This is a genomic window from Mesorhizobium yinganensis (genome assembly GCF_040081985.1).
Classification (GTDB): domain Bacteria; phylum Pseudomonadota; class Alphaproteobacteria; order Rhizobiales; family Rhizobiaceae; genus Kumtagia; species Kumtagia yinganensis.
On record NZ_JBEBMH010000027.1, the window covers coordinates 59,859 to 84,178 of the forward strand.

Sequence of the window (24,320 nt, forward strand, 5' to 3'; positions counted from 1 at the left end):
GGTGGGCCGGAAACGCGAAGCCGAAAGGGCGCAGTTGGGGGTTCAGCGCGCCCGCATTTCAGTGCATCGAGAGCGAGGTGGGCGTGCCGAACCATTCCGATTGCCCGGCCGGATTGTGGCCTGAGACTGGCGCGGAGGTCGCGTGCTGATGCCTGAGCATCGACTCGACGGGCGTGTCGCCATCGTAACCGGAGCCGGCCGCGGACTCGGGCGATCCTATGCGCTGGCGCTTGCCGAGCTTGGAGCGGCGGTCGTGGTCAATGATCTTGGCGGCGACCTCTATGGAGCGGGCCGCGACCCCTCCCCCGCGCAATCGGTCGTGACTGAAATCATCGCCAATGGTGGCAAGGCCCTCGTCAGCGGTCACGACGTCGCCGACTGGAACGACGCCCGGGAAATGATCGCGATGGCTGTCGAGACCTTTGGCGGCCTGCATATCCTGGTCAACAATGCCGGCATCCTGCGCGACAAGCTGTTCGCCAACATGTCGGAGGAAGAGTGGGACGCGGTGATCCGCGTCCATCTCAAGGGGCACGCCGGGCCGTCGCGGCATGCCATGGAATATTGGCGTGGCGAATCGAAAGCCGGCAAAGAAGTTTCGGCCTCCATCGTCCACACGAGTTCGCTGGCCGGCCTGGTCGGCAGTTTCGGGCAGGCCAACTATGCCTCGGCGAAGCTCGCCGTGGTCGGGCTGTCGCGGACGCTGGCCCTGGAGGGCAAGAAGTATGGGGTGCGCTCCAACGCCGTTTCGCCTTCGGCCCGCACACGCATCGAGACTTCGCTGAAGCCGCCGCCCGAGGGCGTGTTCGACGTGTTTTCGCCCGACAACGTCTCGCCGCTGATCTGCTGGCTGGCGCTTGCGGATTGCCCCGCCACGGGCCAGGTTTTCCAGGCGTATGGCAACCGCATCGAAGTCATCGCACCCAGCACGATCGAGGTCGACCTGACGACCCACGGGCGCTGGCGGATCGAAGATATCGATAAGGAATTGAGCCACCGGCTGCCGAAACTTCCGCAACTAGGTGATTTTGTCGAGGGATTGCCGTGATGAATGCGAACGCCCCTGTTGCGCGGGGAGACACGTTTCCGATCGGACTTGCGGTCGATTCCGAGGAGTTCCGGACAAGCAGCCACCGCATCGCCCAGTTCGCAAAGTCGTTCGATGACGAGAACCCGCATCATCTGGCGGGAGAATTCGCTCCGCCGGTCTTCTCGCATGTGCCGGTCATGCAGAGCATGGTCGAGATCCTTGAGCAGGTGACCGGCGGCTTTGCCCTGCACGGGGAGCATGATTTTATCTTCCACACGCCGATCGCGCCGGCGCAGCGGCTGTTCACCGTCTCCACGCTGGTCGGCGTCGGCGCGACAAAGCCCGGTACGACCTTCATCGTGCGTTCCGACACCAGCACGCATGACGGTAAGCCTGTCGTGACGCAATACAGCACCTGCCTGGTGCGCGGCGGCGCACCCGCCCAGTCGTATGGCGAGGCCGTGCCGGAACGGCCGACATCCGCGAGGGGCGCGGCCGCGGTGATTTCGCGCTATGCGCTGACGCCGGACCAGACGCGCCGTTATGCCGACGCGGCCCGCGACTATTCCGCTTACACGATCGACCCGGTCGCCGCCGCCAAGGTCGGCTACGCCGCGCCGCTGGTGCACGGCATGCTGACGCTTTCGCTTGCCGCGCGGGCCATCGTCGACGACCATTGCGGCGGCGAGACGCCGAGGCTGAAGCGGTTGGGGTGCCGTTTCGCCCATCCGCTGCTGCTGACGCCCGGCCAGACTCTCAAGGTCGAGCATTGGAACGGTCCAGGCGGCCCGATCGGTTTCGAAGCGTCCGACAAGGACGGAAACATCGTCATCAAGAACGGCTATGCCGAGGTGTCGAAATGAGCGCCGCCCCGCTTCTGACCAGCCCGCGCATGGAACTCGGGCTTACCAACGTCCCGGAGCGGCCGGACAGTTGGATCCGGCATGAAAACGTCGCGCCCGACTGGACCGCTCTGCCCCAGCAATCGGTGATCGAGATCGTCAGCAAGGGTTGCCTGGAAGACCCGGAGCGGCCGGCAATCATCATAGAGGGCGGCACGGTGATGACGCGCCGCGAATTCCTCGATCGCTGCCAACGTTTTGCCGGCTATCTGAAGGACAAGGTGAAACCCGGCGACCGTGTCGTCGTCATGCTCGACAACCGGCTGGAATTCATGATCGCGCTGTTCGGCATCATCGCCAACCGCGCTACGATGGTTTCGATCGCTCCGACCGCCATGCAATACGATGCCGGCCATATCGTCACCGATGCGGCGCCGACAGTCGCGATCGTCGGAGCGCCGCAACTCCCGATCATGGAGGCGGTTCGCGGCAACTCGCCGGCGCTTGCCCACATCGTGCTGGTGGAGGGCGACGAACCTGACGGGCTCGCCAAATACGAGCAGGCGTCCGAGCCGATGGATTTCAGCAAGACGGAGTGCCAGCGCGAGGACGTCATCACCGTCTATTACACGTCGGGCACCACCGGCGCCCCGAAGGGCTGCATGCTGCACCACGGCTGGTGGCTGCGGGTCATCGACATCGACCTCAGGCTGTTTAGGCGCGGCTGGCAGGACCGGCAGCTCTGCTGTCTGCCGTTCTACTACGCCGATCCCGCGATCCAGTTGCTCACCTCGCTTGCCTCGCGCGGCACGATGGTGGCGATGCGCCGCTTCTCGGTGTCGCGCTTCTGGGACGTGGTCACCACGTATGACGCCACCGAAATCCTGTCGATTGCCTCGATCCCGGCGCTGCTGATGAAGGGCGAGCCGGGACCGGCGGAAAAGGATCACCGCATCCGTCTCGCCATCCATGCCGGCCTGCCGAAGGAGTTGCATGCCGAGATGGTGGAGCGCTACGGTTTCCACTGGCACAATCAGTACGGAAGCACGGAAGGCGGCGTGATGAGCCGCGTGCCCAACCATCTCGCGGACGAGCTGATCGGCACAGGCACGATGGGCGTCGAGCCGCCCGGCGTGACGATCCGGCTGGTCGACGACAACGACAACGACGTCGCGCCCGGAGATGCCGGCGAATGCCTGATCGGCGGTCCGGACCTCTACGCCGGCTACCTCAACCGACCGGAAGTGACGGCGGAGGCCAACCGCGGCGGCTGGTACCATTCCGGCGACGTGGCGCGGCGCGACGAGCGCGGCCTGCTCTATTTCGTCGGCCGCAAGAAGGAGATCATTCGCCGCATGGGCGAGAATATTTCCGCGGCCGAGGTCGAGGGTGTGCTGCGTTCGCATCCCAAGGTGGTCGAAGCGGCGGTGGTGCCGGTCCCCGACACGCTGCGCGGCGAGGAAGTGAAAGCCTATCTGCAACTGCGGCCCGGCGACGTTTTCCCGCCGGAGGAGGTCATCGCCTTCTGCAGGCAGAACCTCGCGGCCTTCAAGATCCCGCGTTTCATCGAGTTCCGCGACACCGATTTCGAACGCACGCCGTCCATGCGCGTCCAGAAGCAGAGCCTGCTCAAGGAGAAGAGCGATCTTCGCCAGGGCGCCTGGGACCGCGAGACCGGCAAGATCGGAGAATAGCGGTGGCAACGCAGTCCCCAACTATCGGTGTGCCCGAAACCTGCGACCTTCTGATCGTCAACGGCCATGTGCTGACGATGGACGGGAATCGCACGGTCTATCCGGATGGCGCGATCGCGATTTCGGGCAAGAGGATCGTGGCAGTCGGGCCGCGCGCCAAGATCGAGCAGGCCTGGCGCGCGAGCCGAAAGATCGACGCCCAGGGCGGCGTAGTGCATCCGGGGTTCATCGACGGCCACTACCATGCTGGCCTGCATCTCAGCCGCGGCTCGATCACCGACAATCCCAATCCACCCAAGGACGAGGGCGGCGCCGGACCGGGCGTGTTCACGCGCTGGATCAACGCCGTCGAGGACGAGGACGAGTACGCTAGCGCGCTGATGGCGTCGGCGGAACTCGTGCGCAACGGTTTCACCGGATTCGTCGATGCAGCGACCAGCTTTTCACCAGACCTGGTCGCCGAAGCGGCCGGAGCGGTCGGCATACGCTGTTCAGTGACCGACTGCATGCTGTGGGACCATCTCGGCGAAGGCGAGCCGATGGCGGCGGACATTCCCCGCGCACCGTGCAGCCTCGACCGGTCGCTGAAGGAGATGGGCGGCCAGTTGAAGCGCAACAAGGACGAGGACGCGCTGGCGCGCGGCCATGTCGCGATTTACGGCTGCGGCAGTGCGAGCGACGAGTTGATGCGGGCGGCGAAGTCGCTCGCCGACCGCGAGGGCGTGGTGGTCCACCAGCACCAAAGCCTGATGACATCAGACGCGGGCTACGACGCCAAACGCTTCGGCAAGCCGGCGCTCGTCCATTTCGCCGAGCAAGGGCTGATCGGGCCGAACAGCGTGTTCACGCACATGAACATCCTGTCGCCCGAGGAGGTCGAAGCAGTGTCGGCCAGCGGCATGGCGCTGGTCTGGCACCCGGGCAATTTCATGTATTACGCGATCTCCCAGACCGGGCGCAGCGCATTCCCCGGTTTGCACAAGCGCGGCACCTCGATCGGGCTCGGAACCGACATCGCCAAGGCCTGGGCGTTCGGCGATCTCGGCATTATCGCCTATCTGGTAAGCCGCGAATGGGGCGACTATCTGCCGTCGGAGTCTATCCTGGAGATGTTTACGCTGGGCGGCGCGCGCGCACTCGGCTTCGAAAGCCAGGTGGGCAGCATCGAAGTAGGCAAGCGCGCCGACATTGTCATCCGTTCCAACGAGTTGCCGGACGCCCAGCCCAACGTCAACGTCGTGAAACAGCTCATGCTGGTGAGCCGTACCAAGGCGGTCGACACGGTGCTGTGCAACGGCGAGATCGTCGTGCGTCATGGCCGGCTGGTGAAACTCGACGAAGCGGAAATCTACCGGCTGGCGCGACAATCGGCGGTACGAACTGCCGAACGCGCCGGCATCAAGCTAAAATCGACCTGGCCGCTTGTGACCTGAACGCCACCGGATACGGTGGCAGCGAGAAGAAACGTGGATTGATGACCAACGTTCGATTCTCAAATGTCTCGAAGTCATACGGACCGGTGCTGGCCATCGGCGATCTGTCGCTCGCGGTCAACTCCGGGGAATTCACGACGATCCTCGGGCCGAGCGGGTCGGGAAAGACTACCATGCTGTCGCTGATTGCCGGCATCACGGCGCCGACGTCGGGCAGCATCGAACTCGGCGACAAGGAGATCACCTACGTTCCCGCGGCGCAGCGCAACATCGGCCTGGTCTTCCAGAGCTATGCGCTGTTCCCGCATATGTCGATCTTCGACAACATCGCCTTTCCGCTGAGGGTCCGGAAGCTGTCGCCGGCTGAGGTCTCCGAGCGCGTCGCCGAAGCGCTGCGCCTCGTTCGCCTCAGCGGGTTCGAAAAGCGCCGCCCGCACCAGCTTTCCGGCGGCCAGCAGCAGCGCGTAGCGCTGGCGCGTGCCATCGTGTTCAAGCCCGATATCCTTCTCCTCGACGAGCCGCTGGCCGCGCTCGACCGCAAGCTGCGCGAGGAGGTGCGCTCCGAGATCCGGGCTTTGCAGCGCAGCCTTGGCATCACGACGATCATGGTCACCCACGACCAGGAGGAAGCGCTGTCGTTGTCCGACCGCATCGTCCTGCTTTCGGGCGGCAGGGTCGAGCAGATCGGCACACCGGACGAGATCTATCATCGGCCGAAGACGCGGTTCGCCGCGGGTTTCCTCGGGCTTGCCAATTTCGTCGAAGGCACACTCGACCGCGACGGCGCCATTCGCGGCGACGACGGCCGCTACCCCTGCGTCGATGGCGAGCGTGCGGCGGGCACGCGCGTCTGCGGCCTGATCAGGCCGGAGGACATGCGAACCGACAAGGACAGCGGCTTCGTCAGCGGCATCGTCCGCGACGTCGTCTTCCTCGGCGAAATCGCGCGCTACACGATCGAATCCGCAAGCGGCCGCACCCTCATCGCCAATGTCGGCGGCGCACGCACACGCTTCCCGGAGGGTTCAACAATCTGGCTTTCATGGGACCCCGACCGCGTCTGGCTGCTGCCGGACGAGACAGGAGGTTCGTCACTTCACTAGAGGCCGCCAAGGCAGGGCGGCCGGGCATGGCATTCAACTCTGCCGATTAAAACTCAACAAGGATGATGCAAATGAAAAAGCAATTGGGGAACATATCGCTTGCATGCGTTGTCGCCTTGGCCCTGTCGACGCCTTTGTCGGCGCAGGAAGTCAAGGAACTCCACATCATGAACTCCGGCGGCGAATATGGAGACGCGCTGGACAAATGCGTGAACGGACCGCTGCTGAAAAGCGACAACATCAAGGTCATTACCGAGACGCCCGGCGGCTACGCCAAGATGGCGGCGCAGGCCAAGTCGGGGGTCATCACCAACACCGTGACCGACGCACCGACTGGCGACATGTATCGCCAGGTCGCCGACGGCCTGACTGAACCTATCGACTGGGCAAGGCTGAACCCGGAGCCGATGTTCGACGAGGCGAAGAACCCGAACGGTTTTGGCGCGAGCTATTATTCGACCATCATGGCCTGGCGCGCCGACGCCAAGGCGCCTGCGAACTTCGCGGAATTCTTCGATACCGAGAAATTCCCCGGCAAACGCGCGCTGCCCGACTATCCTGAATTCGTCCTGCCCTTCGCAGCGATGGGTGGCGGCATGTCTGTGGAGGACGCCGCAAAGGGCGTCGACCTCGATCTCGCCTTCAAGACGCTGGAGAAGATCAAGAAGGATACGATCTGGTGGCAGTCCGGCGCACAGCCGGCGCAGTTGCTGAAGGACAACGAGGTGCAATACGCCATCGCCTGGTCGGGACGCGTGCTCGGTCAGGAAGGCGTCTCGGCGACCTACGACCAGGGCATGCTCGACATCTCTTGGTGGGTTGTTGCCAAGGGCATCTCCGACGAGCAGCGCGACATGCTGTACAAATGGCTGAAAGTGCAGACCAACGCCGAAGCTCAAAAATGCCTGCTCGACTTCCTGCCCTATCCCGGCCCGAGCCCGGAACTGGAAAAGCTGGTCACGCCGGAAGTGCTGAAAACCTTCCCGACTTCCGCTGAGAACAAGAAGGTGCAATGGCTGATGAACGGCCAGTGGTGGTATGACAACGCCAAGGAAGTCGAGAAGCGCTGGAACGAGTTCAAGCTCCTGCAGTGACGGAGGCCGGGAAAACCGGAGGCAAGCCGTCCGTGTCCGACGCCTCCATGACCATCGATGGCGCGGCGCCAACCGCCGCGCCAAATTCCCAGCGTTTTCGCCTGAGGCTGCGCTGGGACCTGCTTGTCCTGTTGGCGCCGCTGATGGTGTTGACGCTCATCGTCTTCGACATCCCGCTGCTCACCACCGCCTATTGGAGCGTCAGCGATGCCGACACCGGCGCGCTGACGCCGAAATATTTCCAGGAATTCTACGATTCCAACGCCTACATGCGCATCATCTGGCGCACGCTGGCGATCGCGCTGGAGGTGACGATCGCGACCATCGTGGTCGGTTATCCCCTCGCCTACTGGACAACAAAACTCAGGCCGCGATTGCGTATGATCGTGCTGGGTCTGGTCGTCATAACATTCTGGGTCTCGATCCTGGTCAGGACCTATGCCTGGATCGTCATTCTCGGCAATGCCGGCCTCGTCAACCGCGGGCTGATGTGGCTCGGCGTCACAGCCAAGCCGGTCGAGTTCCTCTACAACGAACTGGGAATCGTCATCGGCATGACCAACGTCCTGCTGCCGTTCCTGGTGCTGCCGCTCTATGCGGCGATGATCAGGGTCGACCAGCGCCTCCTGCAGGTGGCCGAGACACTCGGTGCCGGCCGCATGCGCATCTTCTGGCAGGTCTTTTTTCCCCTGACGATACCGACACTGGCCGCTTCCGCGATCCTGGTGTTCATCCTCAGCCTCGGCTTCTACATCACGCCGGCGGTGCTGGGCGGCGGGCGTGTGCCGCTGATCGCCAACATGATGGATCTGCTCATCAACCGCTTCGCACGCTGGGAGATCGCCGCCGTGGTCTCGGTGGTGCTGATGGCGATCACGCTATCGCTCTACGCCGTCTACCAATGGCTGCGAGAGCGATACCAATGAGCGCCCGCGGCAGGATCTCCGATCTTTGGCTGGGCGTTTTCGCCATTCTGGTGCTGATCTTCCTGTGCCTGCCGGTGCTGATCGTGGCGCCCATGTCGTTCTCCGACGCAAAATCGCTGGAGTTCCCGCCGCCCGGCTTTTCACTGCGCTGGTATGAAAACCTGCTCGGCAACCCGATCTGGGTGGAGGCGGGCAAGAACTCGCTGCTGCTCGCCACGCTATCCAGCACGGCGGCGCTTATCGCTGGCACACTCGCGTCCTACGTGCTGGTGCGCGGCACCTTCTTCGGTCGCCGTGCGCTGGAGGCCAATTTCATGGCGCCGATGATCGTGCCGTCGATCATCACGGCCGTAGCGCTCTACATCTTCTTCGCCCAAACCGGCCTGCTCGGCACTTTCTTCGGGCTGGTTCTAGGCCATACGATCCTGGCGGTGCCCTATGTCGTGCTGATCATGCAGGCGGCGATCCGCGGCTTCGATGTCCGCATCGAGCAGGTGGCGGCGACCCTCGGCGCCTCGCAATGGCAGATCCTCACCAAGATCGTGCTGCCCAATCTGGCGCCAAGTGCCGCAGCAGCCTGGATCTTCTCCTTCGTCATGAGTTTCGACGAAGTGGTCGTCACCCTGTTCGTGTCCGGAACCTACATGACCATCCCGAAACGCATGTTCAACGAGTTGATGCTGCAGGTGAACCCGACGGTGACAGCGGTGGCGACGCTGCTGATCGCATTCAACCTCCTGGCGCTTGGCGTGCTTCTGCTGCTGACCGGCCGCAAGAAACTGTTCGGCGCGGGCATGGCATGATCCGGGTCGGCGACGTCCTCGAAGAATGGGAGTTTCAGGTCGAGGCCGGCAAGCTGCGCGAGTTCGCGCGCGCCGTGCAGGATGAGCATGCGAACGGGAGCCCCATCGCGCCGCCGACATTTCCGGTGGTGATTTCGGCCGACTTCGTCGAGCGCCTGGTAACGACGATCCTTGATCTCGACCGGTCGCGCACCGTGCATGGCGAGCAGACCTATGAATATTTCCGGCCGATCGTCGCCGGCGAAATGCTGCGCTGCCGGGCGAAACTGATCGGCGACGAGACGAAGACGGGAAAGCGCGGCGGCGCGATGCGCATCGTGATGACGGAAGTCGAATTCGTTTCGATGGCCGATGGAATGCTCGTCTGCCGCGAGACCATGGCATCGATCGAAAAGAGCGCGGCATGAGATTCGCTCTTCCCGAGCCTGTGGTCTACGGCCCGCTGACGCGCACCGACCTGGTTCGTTATGCCGGCGCCTCGGGCGACTTCAACCCGCTCCACCATGATCACGAATTCGCCAGCAATGCCGGGCTGCCGGACGTGATGGCTCACGGCATGCTGTCGGCGGGACTGCTCGCCTCCGCCCTGACCAAATGGTTCGGGGCCGGCAGCGTGCGCCGCTATTCGATCCGCTTCCGCAGCCCCGTATGGCCGGGCGATGTGCTGACCGCGCATTGCCGCGGCGCCGAGACACTATCCGACGGCGGCAGGCCGATAGCCGACCTCGTACTCGAACTGGTGCGCGGCAATGGCGACGTCGTCATTGCGGGAACCGCGCGGGTGATGATCGCCAGTCCCTCCGGTGTTTGATCCGCAGCAGACGAGTAAGACGATCCAAAGAAAAGATGAAAGGCCTTCGATGACGATGCCAACCGTGAGCATCCGCCCTGCCCTTCCAAAGGACCGAGCGGCGTTTCTGGAGATGTGGCGGGAGTTCGTCGCGCTGGTGCCGGGCGAGCCTGGAAATCACCAGATGGGCGAGCGCAACTGGGACAGGATAGCGGATGCCGCAAGCAGCCTGAAGTGCATCGTCGCGGTCGATGCCGACGACGTGCCGCAGGGATTTACGCTTTTTCTCACCTTCCCCTTTACCTGGAGCAAGGGCGACGCCTGCTATTTGCAGGACATCTACGTGCGCGCCGAGAACCGGGGCAATGGTGCGGCGCGGGCAATGATCTCACACCTTGAAAAACTTGGCCGAGAGGCGGGCTGGTTCAAGATATTCTGGATGACCCAGCCCGATAATTTGACCGCGCAGCGCCTCTACGACAAGGTCGCCCAGCGCATGGACTATCTGCGCTACGACCTGAACGTATCCGAGCCCTGACAGGCCAGAGTCTTCGTCCGCAGGTTCCTGTCGAACGAGGTTCATACAAACGTAATCGGGCAAAAAAATGATATTGACTTCATATTCATGTTGCGGTCCAATCCGGTTCTGGCGCTGGCCAATCCTCCGTCTCCCTCAATAGGTGTCTGTCACCCATGACCGCACGCCCGCGCGTTGCCATCGCCGGTTTACAGCATGAAACCAATACGTTCACTCCATTCGGCGCCTCCTATGACGACTTCGTCCGTGCCGACGGCTGGCCTGAAATGACCACGGGAGAAGACATACTGAAGGTCTTCCCTCCCCTCGCCATCCCGATCGGCGGCTTCATCAATGCGGCACGTGAGAAGTACGATTTCGTGCCGCTGGTCTGGGCGGCGGCCGAGCCATGCAGCTACGTCACCGACGATGCCTTCTACCGCATATCGGCTGTCATTTGCGACGGCATTGCCAAAGCCGGCCCGCTCGACGCCGTCTATCTCGACCTGCACGGCGCCATGGTGGTGGAATCGCACGAGGACGGCGAAGGCGAGCTGCTGCGGCGCGTCCGCGCGGTTACCGGACCGGATCTTCCGATCATCGTCAGCCTCGACATGCACACGAACATCACCGCTTCTATGGTCGAGCACTCCGACGCGCTGGCGATCTACCGCACCTATCCGCATATCGACATGATCGAGACCGGACAGCGCGCCTACGAACTGCTCGAGGAGCGCATCGCGCATGGAAGGCCGTTTCACAAGGCGCTGCGCAAGGCGCCCTTCCTCATTCCGCTCTACACGCAATGCACGGATTTCGAGCCATGCAAGAGCCTCTATGGCGGACTGCCGGCGCTTGCTGGACACGGCGTGGCGAATGTCGATATCGGCATCGGCTTTCCGCCGGCCGACATCGCCGAGTGCGGACCGGCGATCGTCGCCTATGGAACGGATGCCGTCGCCGTCGACGCGGCCGCCGACACCATGCTTGGCCGCATGATCGATGCGGAAATGGCATTTAGCGGCCCCCTGTTCAGTCCAATCGACGCCGCCAACTACGGAAAGGCGCACGGGCGACCCGGCGATCCGATCGTGATTGCCGACTCCCAGGACAATCCCGGCGCGGGCGGCACGTCGGACACGACGGGGCTGCTGCGCGCCATGGTGGACTCAGGTTTGCGCGACGCAGCACTCGGCCTGCTCTGGGATCCGCCAACGGCGGACAAAGCGCATGAAGCCGGCGTTGGCGCGGAAATCGACCTCGTGCTCGGCGGCCGCTACGGCTACGACTCTGAACCCTTCCCGGCCAGGGTCCGGGTCGAGGCGCTTTCCGCCGGCACCTTCACATGCCACGGCGCCATTCTCGGCGGCGTAACCGTGTCGCTCGGCAAGATGGCGCGCCTGCGCATCCTCGACGAAAAATCCGACGTGCAGGTCGCCGTTTGCAGCGTCCGCTACCAGTGTCTCGACCAGCAATTGCTGCGCGAGGTCGGCATCGAGCCGAAGGACCATGCGGTCATCGCGCTGAAAAGCACTGTGCATTTCCGGGCCGATTTCGACCCGATCGCCAAGGAGACGATCGTGGTCGAGGCGCCCGGCGCCAATTTCTGCCGGGGTGAAAAGGTCACATACAAGAACCTTCGCCCCGGTGTGCGGCTCGGCCCCGGAGGCCCGGCCAACTAAGCGAAGCTGCATGACAAAATGGGAGACGGCACAATGAAACGCATGCTTCTTGGACTGCTTCTAGCCACATCGATGCTCACGATGCCGGCTTTCGCCGACACGCCGGCCAACACGCTGGTGATGGCGAAGGCCATCGACGACATCGTGACCATGGATCCGGCCGAGATCTACGAACTCTCGAATTCCGAGATTGCGGTCAATGTCTATGACCGCCTGATGGGCCTCGAGATCGGCGACATGAAGAACCTCGTGCCGAAAATGGCCGAGAGCTATTCGGTCAGCGACGACGGCAAGGTTTTCACCTTCAAGCTCAAGCCTAACCTGAAATTCCACTCCGGCAACCCGGTGACGGCCGAGGACGTCGCCTTCTCGCTGCAGCGCGTCATCCTGCTCAACCTGACCCCCGCCTACCTTTTCCAGGCGCTCGGCTGGAACGCCGAAAACGTCAAGGACATGGTCAAGGCGGTCGACGAGCATACGGTGCAGTTCACAGTCTCCGAGAAGTATGCGCCGACCTACATCCTCAACCTGATGAGCACCGTGACCTCCTCGGTCGTCGACAAGAAGGAAGCGATGGCGCATGAGAAGGACGGTGATCTCGGGCACGACTGGCTGAAGACCAATTCGGCCGGCTCCGGCGCCTACAAGATGCGCTCCTGGAAAGCCAACGAGTCCGTCATCCTGGAAGCCAACCCGGATTTCCGCCTTGGTCCCCCGAAGCTGGAACGTGTGATCGTCCGGCATGTGCCGGAAGGCTCCACCCAACGCCTGCTGATCGAGAAGGGCGACATCGACATCGCCCGCAACCTCACGCCCGACCAGATCAAGGGCATCGGAGGCAATCCGGACCTCGTCGTCGAGCAGTTTCCAAAGGCGACGGTCTATTATCTCGGCCTCAGCCAGAAGATCGAGCCGCTGAAGAACCTCAAGGTGCAGGAAGCCCTTCGCTGGCTAATCGACTACCAGGGCATGGCCGACTCCTTCCTGAAGGGCCAGTTCATCGTGCACCAGGCATTCTGGCCGGCAGGCTTCTATGCCTCGCTTGAGGACAATCCCTACAAGTTCGATCCCGCCAAGGCCAAGGCGCTGCTTGCCGAGGCGGGTTACCCCAACGGCTTCGAAATCCAGCTCGACACCGGCAACACACAGCCTTTCACCGGCATCGCCCAGTCGATCCAGTCTACCTTCGCGGAGGGCGGCGTGAAGGTGACGATCAACGCCGCCGAGGTGAAGCAGGTGCTGACAAAGTACCGCGCCCGCCAGCACGACATGATCTATATGTACTGGGGGCCGGACTATCTCGATCCGAACTCCAACGCCGACAGTTTTGCCAACAATCCGGACAACAGCGACAATTCGGCGTCCAAACCGCTGGCCTGGCGCAACAGTTGGGACATCCCGGAGATCAGCGCCGAAACGAAGGCGGCACTTCAGGAAGCCGACGTCGAGAAGCGCAAGCAGATGTATCTGGACCTCCAGACCAAGCTTCAGAAATCCGGCCCCTTCATCAACATGTTCCAGGAGAGCGAGCAGACGGTTCTGCGCAAGAACGTGAAAGGATTTTTTTCGGGGCCGAATGCCGATCTGATATTCCTCTACGACGTGACCAAGTAGCGGAAGACCGCACCCCTGATGGCCGGTGAAACGACAGCGACGGGACGCGCGGCTGCCGCCTGGCAGCCGCGCGGCGCCGAGATCGCCTATGAGGTCTTCCGCTTCCTCGGCATCCTGATCCTCACGCTCATCGGCCTCATCTTCATCACCTTCCTGATCGGACGGGTGGTGCCGATCGATCCGGTCCTCGCCGTCCTCGGTGACCGCGCCCCGCCCGAGGCCTATGAGCGGGTACGGCAGGAACTCGGCGTCGACCTGCCGGTCTACCAGCAGTTCTGGATCTACCTGATGAAGGTGATACGCGGCGATTTCGGCACGTCGGCGATGACCTCGCAGCCGGTCCTATACGACCTCGGACAGTTTTTTCCTGCCACACTCGAACTCGCCACCGCCGCGACGCTGATCGGCGTTGTCATCGGCATTCCGCTCGGCGTCGTCGCCGCCACCAACCAGGGCCGCTGGATCGACCACGTGACCCGCGTCATCGGCCTCGTCGGCTATTCAATCCCGATCTTCTGGATGGGCCTTGTGGGGCTCCTGGTCCTCTATTCGTGGCTCGACCTGGTCGCCGGTCCCGGACGCTTGGACATCGCCTATGACGGGCTGGTCGAGCCGATAACCGGGCTTATCACCGTCGACAGCGCCATCTCCGGCGATTGGGACGTGTTCTTCAACGCGCTGTCCCATCTCATCCTGCCCGCAAGCCTGCTCGGCTATCTCACGCTCGCCTATGTCTCGCGCATGACCCGCAGCTTCATGCTCGCACAGTTGAACCAGGAGTACATCCTGACCGCACGCGCCAAGGGCATGACGGAACGCCGCGTCGTCTGGCGCCATGCGCTCGGCAACATTGTCGTTCCGCTGATCGCCGTCGTGGCGCTGAGTTATGCTTCCCTGCTGGAAGGAGCCGTGCTGACGGAGACGGTGTTCGCCTGGCCGGGCCTCGGCCTCTACATCACCCGCTCGCTGTTCAACGCCGACATGAATGCCGTACTCGGCGGCACCATGCTGATCGGTGCGATCTTCGTTTGCCTCAACGTCTTCTGCGACATGCTCTACCGACTGCTCGATCCGAGGGCGCGGGCATGACGGCGCGCGACTGGCTACTCACCGATACGCCCGGTTCGCGCCGCCAGGCCTCGTTCGGCCACTGGTACCGCAACTGGCTGGCGTTCCGCGGCAATCCGCTGGCCATGGTGGGTTTCGCGATCGTGCTTGCGCTGATCCTTATCGCAGTGCTTGCGCCGGTGCTGCCGCTGCAATCGCCGACCTTGCAGTCGCTGTCGACACGGCTTCAGCCGCCTGGCGCCGGGCACTGGTTCGGCACGGACGAACTCGGCCGCGACATCCTCTCGCGCGTCGCCTGGGGCGCTCGCATCACGCTCACCATCGTCATCATGGTCGTGGTAATCGTCGTGCCCATCGGCCTCTTGATCGGCACCATCTCCGGCTACATCGGCGGCGCGGTCGATGTGGTGCTGATGCGCGTCACCGACATCTTTCTCGCATTCCCGCGGCTGATCCTGGCGCTGGCCTTCGTCGCGGCGATCAAGCCGGGGCTGGAAAGCGCCATCATCGCCATCGCGCTGACGTCCTGGCCACCCTACGCCCGCATTGCCCGCGCCGAGACGATCACCGTGCGCAACGCCGATTTCGTCAAGGCAGCGCGCCTGCAAGGCGCTTCCCCCTTCCGCATCATCTGGCACTATGTCGTGCCGCTCTGCACTGCCTCGGTGATCGTGCGCATGACGCTCGACATGGCGGGCATCATCCTGACCGCCGCCGGTCTCGGCTTCCTCGGCCTCGGCGCGCAGCCGCCGACGCCGGAATGGGGCGCCATGATCTCCACCGGCCGCGACTACCTGCTCGACCAGTGGTGGGTGGCGACGATCCCCGGCATCGCCATATTCGTCGTCAGCCTCGGCTTCAACCTGCTCGGCGACGGCCTGCGCGACGTGCTGGACCCGAAACGCTCATGAGCGCGCCGATCCTCGACGTCGAGAATTTGCGAGTCACCTTCCCGACCTATCAGGGTTTTGTGGACGTGGTGCGTGGCGTCAGTTTTTCGCTGGGCCGCGAACGGCTGGGCATCGTCGGCGAATCGGGTTCCGGCAAATCGCTGACCGGCCGCTCGATCATGCGGCTGGTGCCGTCGCCCGGCCGGGTCAGCGCCGACCGGCTTTCCTTCGTGGGCATGGACCTGCTCAAGGTGCCCGAAAAAGAGATGCCGAAGATCCGCGGCAAGCGCATCTCCATGGTGCTTCAGGATCCCAAATTTTCGCTCAATCCGGTGATGACGGTCGGCCAGCAGATCGAGGAGGCGTTTCGGCTGCATGTCGCCAGGGATCGCGCGCTTGCCCGCGCGAAAAGTATCGAGGCGCTGAAAGCGGTCAAAATCCGCGACCCGGAGGCCGTCTATCACCTTTATCCGCACCAGCTTTCCGGCGGCATGGGCCAGCGCGTGATGATCGCGATGATGCTCATTCCAGAGCCGCAACTGCTGATCGCCGACGAGCCGACCTCGGCGCTTGACGTGACCGTGCAGCTCCAGGTTCTGGCAATTCTGGACGACCTGGTTCGCGAGCGCGGCATGAGCCTGATCCTGATCAGCCACGACCTCGGCATGGTCTCGGCCTTCTGCGACCGTGTGATGATCATGTATGCCGGCAAGGTGGTCGAAACCGTCAAGGCGAGCGAACTGCATCAGGTCCAGCATCCCTACGCAAAGGGCCTGCTCGCTTCCTCGCCGCGCCTCGGCGACGACCGGCCGGAACTGCCCGTCCTGCAACGCGATGCGAGCTGGGCAAGATGACCGCGCCGATGATCGAGATCGACGGACTAGGCATCAGCTTCGGCAAGGGCGCGCGGCGGCTCAACGCAGTCCGCGATGTGTCGCTATCCATCGCCGAAGGCGAGGCGTTCGGGCTGGTTGGCGAGTCCGGATCAGGCAAGTCGACCGTGTTGAACGCAGTCGCCGGCCTTATCGGCGACTATTCCGGAACGATCCGCATTGGTGGAGCCGTTGTCTCGCTTTCGCGCAGCCATGCGCAGCGACGGCTGATCCAGATGGTTTTCCAGGACCCCTACGGCTCGCTCCACCCGCGCCATACCGTCGATAAGATACTGTCGGAGCCGGCCCGCATCCACGGGCTGACCAACGTGGAGAAACGTGTCGAGCGCGCGCTGGCCGATGTCGGGTTGAAACCCGAACATCGCTTCCGCTTCCCGCACCAGCTCTCCGGCGGCCAGCGCCAGCGCGTGGCGATCGCCCGCGCCATTGTCCTGGAGCCCCGCGTTCTTCTCCTCGACGAGCCGACCTCCGCGCTGGACGTCTCGGTGCAGGCGGAAGTGCTCAACCTGCTCCGTCGCCTGCGGCGCGAGCGCGGCTTCACCACCATCATGGTCAGCCACAATCTGGCGGTGGTTTCCTACATGTGCGGTCGTCTGGCGGTGATGAATCGCGGCCGCATTCTGGAGACGCTGGCCAGCGCCGACCTTGCCGCCGGACGGTTCGACCATGCCTATACGCGGCAACTGTTCCGGGCCAGTTCCGGCTACGACCGGGAGCTGCTGCAAGATCTCTGGGAAGAGGCCTGAAATCCACGGTCTTCTCGGAGGCAACCGGCCAAGTCTCGAGAGAGTCAGCGCTGGCGCTCGATTTTGATATCTTGGTTGCCCGCCTCTTAACCCGATATTTAACGGTTGCGGAACACAACTGGAACAGATAGTGTTTTGTTCTGGTTTTGTTTTGGTGCGATTCTTGACGGGGCCGAGATGCTGACACGCAAGCAACACGAACTCCTGCTATTCATTCATGAGAGACTGAAGGAGTCCGGCATTCCGCCGTCCTTCGACGAGATGAAGGAAGCCCTTGATCTGGCGTCGAAATCCGGCATCCACCGGCTGATTACGGCGCTGGAGGAACGCGGTTTCATTCGCCGGCTGCCGAACCGGGCGCGGGCGCTGGAAGTGCTTCGCCTGCCCGATTCGATTGCTCCCGGCCTCAACTCGGCAAAGAAATTTTCGCCGAGCGTCATCGAAGGCAGTCTCGGCAAGCGTCCGGCCGAACCTTCGCGTGCGCCAGTCGCGAGCAATGACGAGGCAGGTTCGGGAATTGCGATACCGGTCATGGGCCGGATCGCGGCGGGCGTGCCGATCGATGCTATCCAGCACCGGACGCATTCCATATCGGTGCCGCCCGAAATGTTGTCCGCAGGCGATCATTACGCGCTGGAGGTCAGGGGCGACTCGATGATCGAGGCCGGCATTCTTGACGGCGACACGGTGATCATCCGCAATGCCAACACGGCCACACCCGGAGAGATCGTCGTCGCGCTGGTTGACGACCAGGAGGCGACGCTGAAGCGTTTTCGCCGAAAAGGCGCCTCCATCGCGCTCGAAGCCGCCAATCCCGCCTACGAGACGCGCATTTACGGTCCGGACCGGGTCCGTGTGCAAGGCAAGCTTGTCGGCTTGATCCGTCGCTACTGATTTTCCGGGGGCGCCGGGACCGCCGGCTTGCGCTGGTAGGGCGGCAGTCCCCGAGACTCGCGCGAGAATGCGCGGTTGCCATGCCAAGGACGATCCGGCGTTGCGATGGCGAAATGCACCTCGGCGGTGCCATCGCTGCCCGAAGGCAGATACACCGCGGCGCTGCCATTCCGAGCAAGCGCGCGCTTCGTGACCACCGCGACGGCTGGGTTGGCGCATTTGAGCGGAATGGTCGCATCGTCGAGAATTATGACGCCGGCAAAGGAACAGGCGATCCGTGCCTCCTCGGGATCGGTTGTATGGATGATCGCGGCGCCGGATGGATGCCAGCCGACGCAGGTTATGTCATCGCAGAGGAAGGCGCTGGATGAATCATCCGTCGGTTGCTGGCCGGGTGAAGAATTCATGAACTCACCCTCATTGTGGACTTCAGTAGAGGCCACCTTCTGTACAGAAGGAAGTCCATCGGATGCGCCGCGGGTGCGGTTGAGTCCATGGTTGGTGCCTTCTTTGCTTCCGACACCTGCGACGATGCTTTCAGCGGACGCCATCGGCGGATTCAGGCCGAAATCATTCGCCGGCTTATGAATTCCGTCCGCCTGGAGCGTTCGTTTCCAGTTCTCGGCCGTGAAGACATTCGGCCGAGGCCGATTCACCGCCATCAGGCCCTCGCCGGTCAGAAATCCGACCAGCCGGCCGTCCTCGGATACCAACACGTCGGGGGTGCGCGTCGCGCCCAACATCAACAATCCGGCGAGCGCGAAAGGCAGTGCGAAAAGCCTCAGCCACGTCGTCGTCACGGTCGCCACGATCAGGGCGATGGTCAGAAGAACCACGGATTTTCCCGATATCAGCCCCACCGCATCGACCGGTGAGCGAGCGGAAAACCATCTCGCGACTTCGATCATCGCCGTGATCCCCTTGCCCATCACGTCGAGGAACGGCCCGTCGAGGCCAAACGGCATAGCGACCGCCGCGAGCACGGCAAAGGGCACGACAACCAGGGATACGATCGGCATGGCCGCGAGGTTCGCCACTAGGCTGAGCGGTGCGATGCGCTGGAAGTGATAGGCGCCGAAGGCTGCCGTCGCCAGGCCGGCGACCAGGGAAGTCAGCAGGAGCCCTACGACAACAGCGCCGCCATGCCGCACGGCAAGCGAAACCAGGCCGCGCCGGGGCTGAAACGATCCGGTGCCGCCGCGCCGTCCCGTCCAGAACGCATAGGCTCCGACAAGCGCTGCCGTTGCCGCGAAGGACATCTGGAAGCTCGGCCCGATAACTTCGTGCGGGGTGACCGCCAGTACGATGATGGCTGAAATGGCGAGGTTGCGCATGGTCAGCGCGGCGCGGTCGAAAACCAGTGCTATCAGCATGACGGCAAGCATCAGGAAACTGCGCTGCGCCGCCACCTCACCGCCGGAGATTGCGAGGTAGGCGGCAATGGCGAGAAGGCCGGCGAGCGCGGCATATTTCCTGACCGGACGGCGGGACGAGATTCCGGGAAAAAGCGCGAATCCCGCCCGCAGCGCGCCGATCACCACGCCGGCGACCAGTGCCATATGCAGGCCGGAGATCGAGATGATGTGATAGAGGCCGGTACGGCGCAGAGCCTCGCTGACGTCGTTCGGGATGCCTGCACGCACTCCCACGACGAGCGCCGCGGCGATCTCGCCCTCGGCGCCGCCGACGCGGTGCCGGATGCGTTCGGCGATGTCGTTGCGGATATTTTCGACGATTGCGCCAATCCGACCGGTGAGTCCGGGATCGGATTGCCCGATCACTTCCGGTCCCTTCATGAAATAGCCGCTCGCGCCGATGCCGTCGAAATAGCTTTCGAAGGAAAAATCATAGCTGTCGGGACGCACCGGCCCGGAAGGCGGCCGCAGCCGGACGAGCCCCTCGACGATGGAGCCCGCCTCGACATCCAACGGCGCCGTGCGCGCCGTCGCGCGGACGCGATCGGGTGCGTAGCGAAGTTTCGGCCGTTCCGTGTCAATCACGTCCAAGGTCAGCCGCGCGCGACCGTTCGACAACGGCTCTATACTGATGACGCGCCCGGTGACGCGCGTCGAGATGTCACCGCCGAGCATCTTGGTGCTCATGCGCCACGTTTCGCCCTTGGCCAGCAGGATGCCACAGAAAGCCAGCATGGCAGCCAGGGCCGCCAGTTGCGCCATGCGTCCGCGCGGCAGAAATGCCGCCGCGGCCATGGTGACCATCAGGCCTGTCGAAATCAAAGGGAAACCGGGTTCGAAAGGCAGACCGAAATACAGGAAGGCGCCGGCCGCGAGAAAGACTGGCACAAACAGGAACAGCGTGCCACGCTCGCTTTCCAGCGCGGCCGCGTTTTGCAAGGCGACCGCCGCCCGCTCCGCTATCATGGGCACGGGTGGCAACGGCTTGATCGCCCGCGACCATTGTTCCTGCCATGTCCAGCGCTGGGGAACGACGACAAGCTCACGGGAACTCACAGCGACAGAGCGAGGCGCGGTCTCCATGTCCATCTTCTGGAACAGGAACCGTTCGTTCAGCCCGCCTGCGGAAAGCTCCGACATGGCCTTCACTCGACTGGCGCCAAAGTTTTATGGCGCATCGTGCAAGGCCACGACTGCGTGCTTGCACCCCCGACCTTCTATGCTACATGAACGCCAACCTTTTTCCATGCACCGTCAGCGCCATTGCGCGGGGCGGTCTTCTTCCTTTGGAAATCTCTATGTCCCGCCCGGTCGTCACCCGTTTTGCCCCCTCGCCCACCGGCTACCTCCATATCGGCGGCGCCCGCACGGCGCTGTTCAACTGGCTCTACGCCAAACATACCGGCGGCCGGATGCTGCTGCGCATCGAGGATACGGATCGCGAGCGTTCCACCGATGCGGCGACGGCGGCGATCCTCGACGGACTGACCTGGCTGGGGCTGAAATGGGACGGCGAGCCGATTTCGCAGTTCGAGCGCGCGCCGCGCCACCGCGACGTCGCCGAGGAACTCGTTCGCCTGGGCAAAGCCTATTATGCGTATGAGACCCCCGCGGAACTCGACGCCATGCGCGAGAAGGCACGCGCAGAGGGCCGCCCGCCGCGTTACGACGGCAGCTGGCGCGACCGCGACCAGTCCGAGGCGCCCCCCGGCGTCAAGGGCGCCATCCGCATCAAGGCGCCGCATGAAGGCGAGACAGTCGTAGGCGATCGTGTTCAGGGCGACGTACGCTTCCCCAACAAGGATCTCGACGATTTCATCATCCTGCGCTCGGACGGCAATCCGACCTACATGCATGCGGTCGTCGTCGACGATCACGACATGGGCGTCACCCACATCATCCGCGGCGACGACCATCTGACCAATGCCGCGCGCCAGCAGGTCATCTACAACGCGATGGGCTGGGAAGTGCCTGTGATGTCTCATATCCCGCTGATTCACGGCGCCGATGGGGCAAAGCTGTCGAAGCGCCATGGCGCCCTTGGCGTCGAGGCCTATCGCTCCATGGGGTATCTGCCCGCCGCGCTGCTGAACTATCTTGCTCGGCTGGGATGGAGCCATGGCGACGATGAGGTCATGTCGATCGAGGACATGGTCCGCTGGTTCGAGATCGAGGACGTCAACCGCGGCGCAGCACGCTTCGACTTCCAGAAACTGGAGGCGCTGAACGGCCTCTACATGCGCCGCATGGACGACGGCGAGCTCACCGATGCCCTTGTCGCTACACTGCCGCATCTGTCGACGTCGGGGCCGCTGGCAGCCGGACTGGACGACGCTCAGAAGGCCACGCTCGCCGCAGCGATGCCGGGCCTGAAGGAGCGGGCCAAGACGCTCGTCGAACTGGCCGACAGTGCAGCCTATCTCTTCGCAACCCGGCCGCTGGCGATCGACGAAAAGGCCGCGGCGCTGCTCGGCGAGCGTCCGCGCACTGTGCTCGCGGGTGCTTGGGCGGCGCTCAAGAACGTCGCCGGCGACTGGACGGCCCAGACGACGGAAGCGGCGATCCGCGACTTCGCGGCCGCCAATGGCCACAAACTCGGCGCCGTCGCGCAGCCTTTGCGCGCCGCGCTGACCGGCCGCAGCACCTCGCCAGGCGTTTTCGATGTGCTGGCTGTGCTGGGACGCGAGGAAAGCCTCGCACGCATTGGAGATCAAATCGATTAGCATGTCGCTGGTCTCATCAAGAACCATTGAAACCGTCCTGTTGCGGTGCAACATTGCGGCCTCGTCAGACTTTTCGCGGAACCGAACCGGGAGCTGCACGACCATGCTTCTTCCGGCGTCGCTTCCGCTTGGCGGCGTTCCTTCGCCGCTGTCCCGGGTTCACAGCAAAGGGGTATCCGTATGAGCGAATCCACAGCGAGACTGGAATTCAACGGCAAAACGCATGAGCTGCAGGTTCGATCGGGTACTGTCGGGCCGGACGTGATCGACATTGCGGCACTCTACAAGGATACGGGCGCCTTCACTTACGATCCTGGCTTCACCTCGACGGCGAGCTGCGAATCCGAGATTACCTTCATCGACGGCGACGAAGGCGTGCTGCTGCATCGCGGTTACCCGATCGACCAGTTGGCCGAGCACAGCGATTTCCTCGAAGTCTGCTACCTGCTGCTCTACGGCGAACTGCCGACCAAGTCGCAGAAGGATGATTTCGACTATCGGGTGACCCGCCACACGATGGTGCATGAGCAGATGTCGCGCTTCTTCACCGGCTTTCGCCGCGACGCGCATCCGATGGCGGTGATGTGCGGCGTGGTCGGGGCACTGTCGGCCTTCTATCACGATTCGACCGACATCTCGGACCCGCACCAGCGCATGGTCGCGTCGATCCGGCTGATCGCCAAGATGCCGACGATCGCGGCGATGGCCTACAAATACCATATCGGCCAACCCTTCATCTATCCGAAGAACGAGCTGAACTTCGCCGCCAACTTCCTGCACATGTGCTTCGCCGTGCCGTGCGAGGAGTACAAAGTGAACCCCGTGCTGGCGCGCGCCATGGAGCGCATCTTCATCCTGCACGCTGACCACGAGCAGAACGCCTCGACCTCGACCGTTCGTCTCGCCGGCTCGTCGGGCGCCAATCCGTTCGCCTGCATCGCCGCCGGCATCGCCTGCCTTTGGGGGCCGGCGCATGGCGGCGCCAACGAGGCGGCGCTGAACATGCTGGGCGAGATCGGCACCGTCGACCGCATTCCGGAATACATCGCCCGCTCAAAGGACAAGAACGATCCGTTCCGGCTGATGGGTTTTGGTCACCGCGTCTACAAGAACTACGATCCGCGCGCCAAGATCATGCAGAAGACCGCGCATGAGGTGCTCGGCGAACTCGGCATCAAGGACGATCCGCTGCTCGATATCGCGATCGAGCTCGAGCGGATCGCGCTGACCGATGAGTATTTCATCGAGAAGAAGCTCTACCCGAACGTCGATTTCTATTCGGGCATCACGCTCAAGGCCCTCGGCTTCCCCACCACCATGTTCACCGTGCTGTTCGCCGTCGCGCGTACCGTCGGCTGGATTTCGCAATGGAAGGAGATGATCGAGGATCCGCACCAGAAGATCGGCCGTCCGCGCCAGCTCTACACCGGTCCGACGGTTCGCGATTTCGTGCCGATTGCGAAGCGGTAGGGGAGTCGGGAACAGGGGAGAGAAGTTGCCACTCTCCCTTCCGCGACGTTCTCGCTGGGGTGCCTAGAGCATCGGGCGATTAATATGCAACGTAACCTGTTTTCTTTAGGTAGTTCCAGCATTCATGGGGGCTGAAGAGGTCGCATACGTTGCCGATGGCACGCCAGAGATCGTCGTAGGTTCGGGCGGCGGCCTTGCGCAGCCAGTGTTTGAGCTTGGCAAATGCCATCTCGATTGATGGTATGGATGGCTCCTGCTCCCGGCGTCGCATTGCGCCATAGTTGGGATGTCGTCGTCCCCAGCAAAGGAGCCATCCATGTCCGAGCTTGCCACAGTTGGCATCGACCTGGCAAAGAGTGTCTTCCAGATCCATGGTGTCGATGAGAACGGTCGTGTTCTCGTGCGCCGGCAGCTTCGCCGCAGCCAGTTGCTTGCGTTTTTCGATAAGCGTCCGCGATGCCTGATCGGTATGGAGGCTTGCGCCGGTTCTCACGACTGGGGGCGCAGGCTTCAGGAGATGGGCCATGACGTCCGCCTGATGCCGCCATCCTATGTGAAGCCATACGTGAAGCGCGGGAAGACGGATGCTGCGGACGCGGCCGCAATCTGCGAGGCCGTGACACGTCCCTCCATGCGGTTTGTCGCTATCAAGAGCGAGGCCTGCTCATCGGTACTGGTTCTTCACCGCACACG

The 24,320-nt window shown here is 63.2% G+C and carries 22 protein-coding genes; 21 read left to right on the forward strand and 1 reads right to left on the reverse strand.

Translation table 11 applies throughout. The features are described from left to right. Positions 1 to 148: 148 nt before the first annotated feature. From ABMA59_RS29865 to lexA, 18 genes are all read left to right on the forward strand, one after another. A complete protein-coding gene (locus tag ABMA59_RS29865; RefSeq protein ID WP_349009025.1) occupies positions 149 to 1,048 on the forward strand; it encodes an SDR family NAD(P)-dependent oxidoreductase in 900 nt (299 codons plus the stop codon). Continuing rightward, the gene (locus ABMA59_RS29870) at positions 1,048 to 1,893 is read left to right on the forward strand and encodes a MaoC/PaaZ C-terminal domain-containing protein (RefSeq protein ID WP_349009026.1); all 846 of its coding nucleotides are present in this window, start codon (positions 1,048 to 1,050) and stop codon (positions 1,891 to 1,893) included. The genes ABMA59_RS29865 and ABMA59_RS29870 overlap by 1 nt, the downstream gene beginning before the upstream one ends. After that, positions 1,890 to 3,566: an AMP-binding protein gene (locus ABMA59_RS29875; protein WP_349009027.1), complete on the forward strand. Its 1,677-nt coding sequence runs from the start codon at positions 1,890 to 1,892 to the stop codon at positions 3,564 to 3,566. Before ABMA59_RS29870 ends, ABMA59_RS29875 begins: the two co-directional genes overlap by 4 nt. Before the next feature lie 2 nt (positions 3,567 to 3,568). Next, positions 3,569 to 4,999: an amidohydrolase family protein gene (locus ABMA59_RS29880; protein ID WP_349009028.1), complete on the forward strand. Its 1,431-nt coding sequence runs from the start codon at positions 3,569 to 3,571 to the stop codon at positions 4,997 to 4,999. Positions 5,000 to 5,040: 41 nt separating this feature from the next. Continuing rightward, positions 5,041 to 6,102, forward strand: a complete 1,062-nt coding sequence (locus tag ABMA59_RS29885) for an ABC transporter ATP-binding protein (protein ID WP_349009029.1) — start codon at positions 5,041 to 5,043, stop codon at positions 6,100 to 6,102. Positions 6,103 to 6,173: 71 nt separating this feature from the next. Then, a complete protein-coding gene (locus tag ABMA59_RS29890; RefSeq protein WP_349009030.1) occupies positions 6,174 to 7,196 on the forward strand; it encodes an extracellular solute-binding protein in 1,023 nt (340 codons plus the stop codon). 32 nt (positions 7,197 to 7,228) lie between these two features. Next, complete coding sequence (locus tag ABMA59_RS29895) at positions 7,229 to 8,122, forward strand: ABC transporter permease (protein ID WP_349009031.1); 894 nt, start codon at positions 7,229 to 7,231, stop codon at positions 8,120 to 8,122. Then, entirely contained in the window at positions 8,119 to 8,925 is an 807-nt protein-coding gene (locus ABMA59_RS29900) for an ABC transporter permease (protein WP_349009032.1), read from the forward strand. Before ABMA59_RS29895 ends, ABMA59_RS29900 begins: the two co-directional genes overlap by 4 nt. After that, positions 8,922 to 9,332 (forward strand): FAS1-like dehydratase domain-containing protein, encoded by a 411-nt coding sequence (locus tag ABMA59_RS29905; protein WP_349009033.1) that lies wholly within the window; start codon positions 8,922 to 8,924, stop codon positions 9,330 to 9,332. The genes ABMA59_RS29900 and ABMA59_RS29905 overlap by 4 nt, the downstream gene beginning before the upstream one ends. Then, complete coding sequence (locus tag ABMA59_RS29910) at positions 9,329 to 9,736, forward strand: MaoC/PaaZ C-terminal domain-containing protein (RefSeq protein WP_349009034.1); 408 nt, start codon at positions 9,329 to 9,331, stop codon at positions 9,734 to 9,736. The genes ABMA59_RS29905 and ABMA59_RS29910 overlap by 4 nt, the downstream gene beginning before the upstream one ends. A gap of 49 nt (positions 9,737 to 9,785) precedes the next feature. Beyond that, on the forward strand, positions 9,786 to 10,253 hold the full coding sequence (locus ABMA59_RS29915; protein WP_349009035.1) for a GNAT family N-acetyltransferase: 468 nt from the start codon (positions 9,786 to 9,788) through the stop codon (positions 10,251 to 10,253). 155 nt (positions 10,254 to 10,408) lie between these two features. Further along, positions 10,409 to 11,914 carry a M81 family metallopeptidase gene (locus ABMA59_RS29920; RefSeq protein WP_349009036.1) on the forward strand — a complete coding sequence of 502 codons (1,506 nt, stop codon included), beginning with the start codon at positions 10,409 to 10,411 and terminating at the stop codon, positions 11,912 to 11,914. Between the two features lie 33 nt (positions 11,915 to 11,947). Beyond that, the gene (locus tag ABMA59_RS29925; protein WP_349009037.1) at positions 11,948 to 13,528 is read left to right on the forward strand and encodes an ABC transporter substrate-binding protein; all 1,581 of its coding nucleotides are present in this window, start codon (positions 11,948 to 11,950) and stop codon (positions 13,526 to 13,528) included. An 18-nt stretch (positions 13,529 to 13,546) separates the two neighbouring features. Further along, a complete protein-coding gene (locus ABMA59_RS29930) occupies positions 13,547 to 14,617 on the forward strand; it encodes an ABC transporter permease (protein ID WP_349009038.1) in 1,071 nt (356 codons plus the stop codon). Continuing rightward, complete coding sequence (gene nikC, locus ABMA59_RS29935; RefSeq protein ID WP_349009039.1) at positions 14,614 to 15,507, forward strand: nickel transporter permease; 894 nt, start codon at positions 14,614 to 14,616, stop codon at positions 15,505 to 15,507. Before ABMA59_RS29930 ends, nikC begins: the two co-directional genes overlap by 4 nt. After that, positions 15,504 to 16,340: an ABC transporter ATP-binding protein gene (locus ABMA59_RS29940; RefSeq protein ID WP_349009040.1), complete on the forward strand. Its 837-nt coding sequence runs from the start codon at positions 15,504 to 15,506 to the stop codon at positions 16,338 to 16,340. Before nikC ends, ABMA59_RS29940 begins: the two co-directional genes overlap by 4 nt. Next, complete coding sequence (locus ABMA59_RS29945) at positions 16,337 to 17,125, forward strand: ABC transporter ATP-binding protein (RefSeq protein ID WP_425476001.1); 789 nt, start codon at positions 16,337 to 16,339, stop codon at positions 17,123 to 17,125. The genes ABMA59_RS29940 and ABMA59_RS29945 overlap by 4 nt, the downstream gene beginning before the upstream one ends. Before the next feature lie 177 nt (positions 17,126 to 17,302). Then, positions 17,303 to 18,019 carry a transcriptional repressor LexA gene (gene lexA / locus ABMA59_RS29950; RefSeq protein ID WP_349009041.1) on the forward strand — a complete coding sequence of 239 codons (717 nt, stop codon included), beginning with the start codon at positions 17,303 to 17,305 and terminating at the stop codon, positions 18,017 to 18,019. Here lexA and ABMA59_RS29955 read toward each other — a convergent pair. Further along, the gene (locus ABMA59_RS29955) at positions 18,013 to 20,574 is read right to left on the reverse strand and encodes a ComEC/Rec2 family competence protein (RefSeq protein ID WP_349009042.1); all 2,562 of its coding nucleotides are present in this window, start codon (positions 20,572 to 20,574) and stop codon (positions 18,013 to 18,015) included. The genes lexA and ABMA59_RS29955 overlap by 7 nt on opposite strands. Positions 20,575 to 20,732: 158 nt before the next feature. Here ABMA59_RS29955 and gltX point away from each other — a divergent pair, with 158 nt between their 5' ends. The 3 genes from gltX to ABMA59_RS29975 all read left to right on the forward strand — a co-directional run. Further along, positions 20,733 to 22,157, forward strand: a complete 1,425-nt coding sequence (gltX, locus tag ABMA59_RS29960) for a glutamate--tRNA ligase (protein WP_349009043.1) — start codon at positions 20,733 to 20,735, stop codon at positions 22,155 to 22,157. Between the two features lie 180 nt (positions 22,158 to 22,337). After that, a complete protein-coding gene (gltA, locus tag ABMA59_RS29965) occupies positions 22,338 to 23,627 on the forward strand; it encodes a citrate synthase (RefSeq protein WP_349009044.1) in 1,290 nt (429 codons plus the stop codon). Positions 23,628 to 23,943: 316 nt separating this feature from the next. After that, a partial coding sequence (locus ABMA59_RS29975) for an IS110 family transposase (RefSeq protein ID WP_349009045.1) occupies positions 23,944 to 24,320 on the forward strand: 377 nt, incomplete at its 3' end.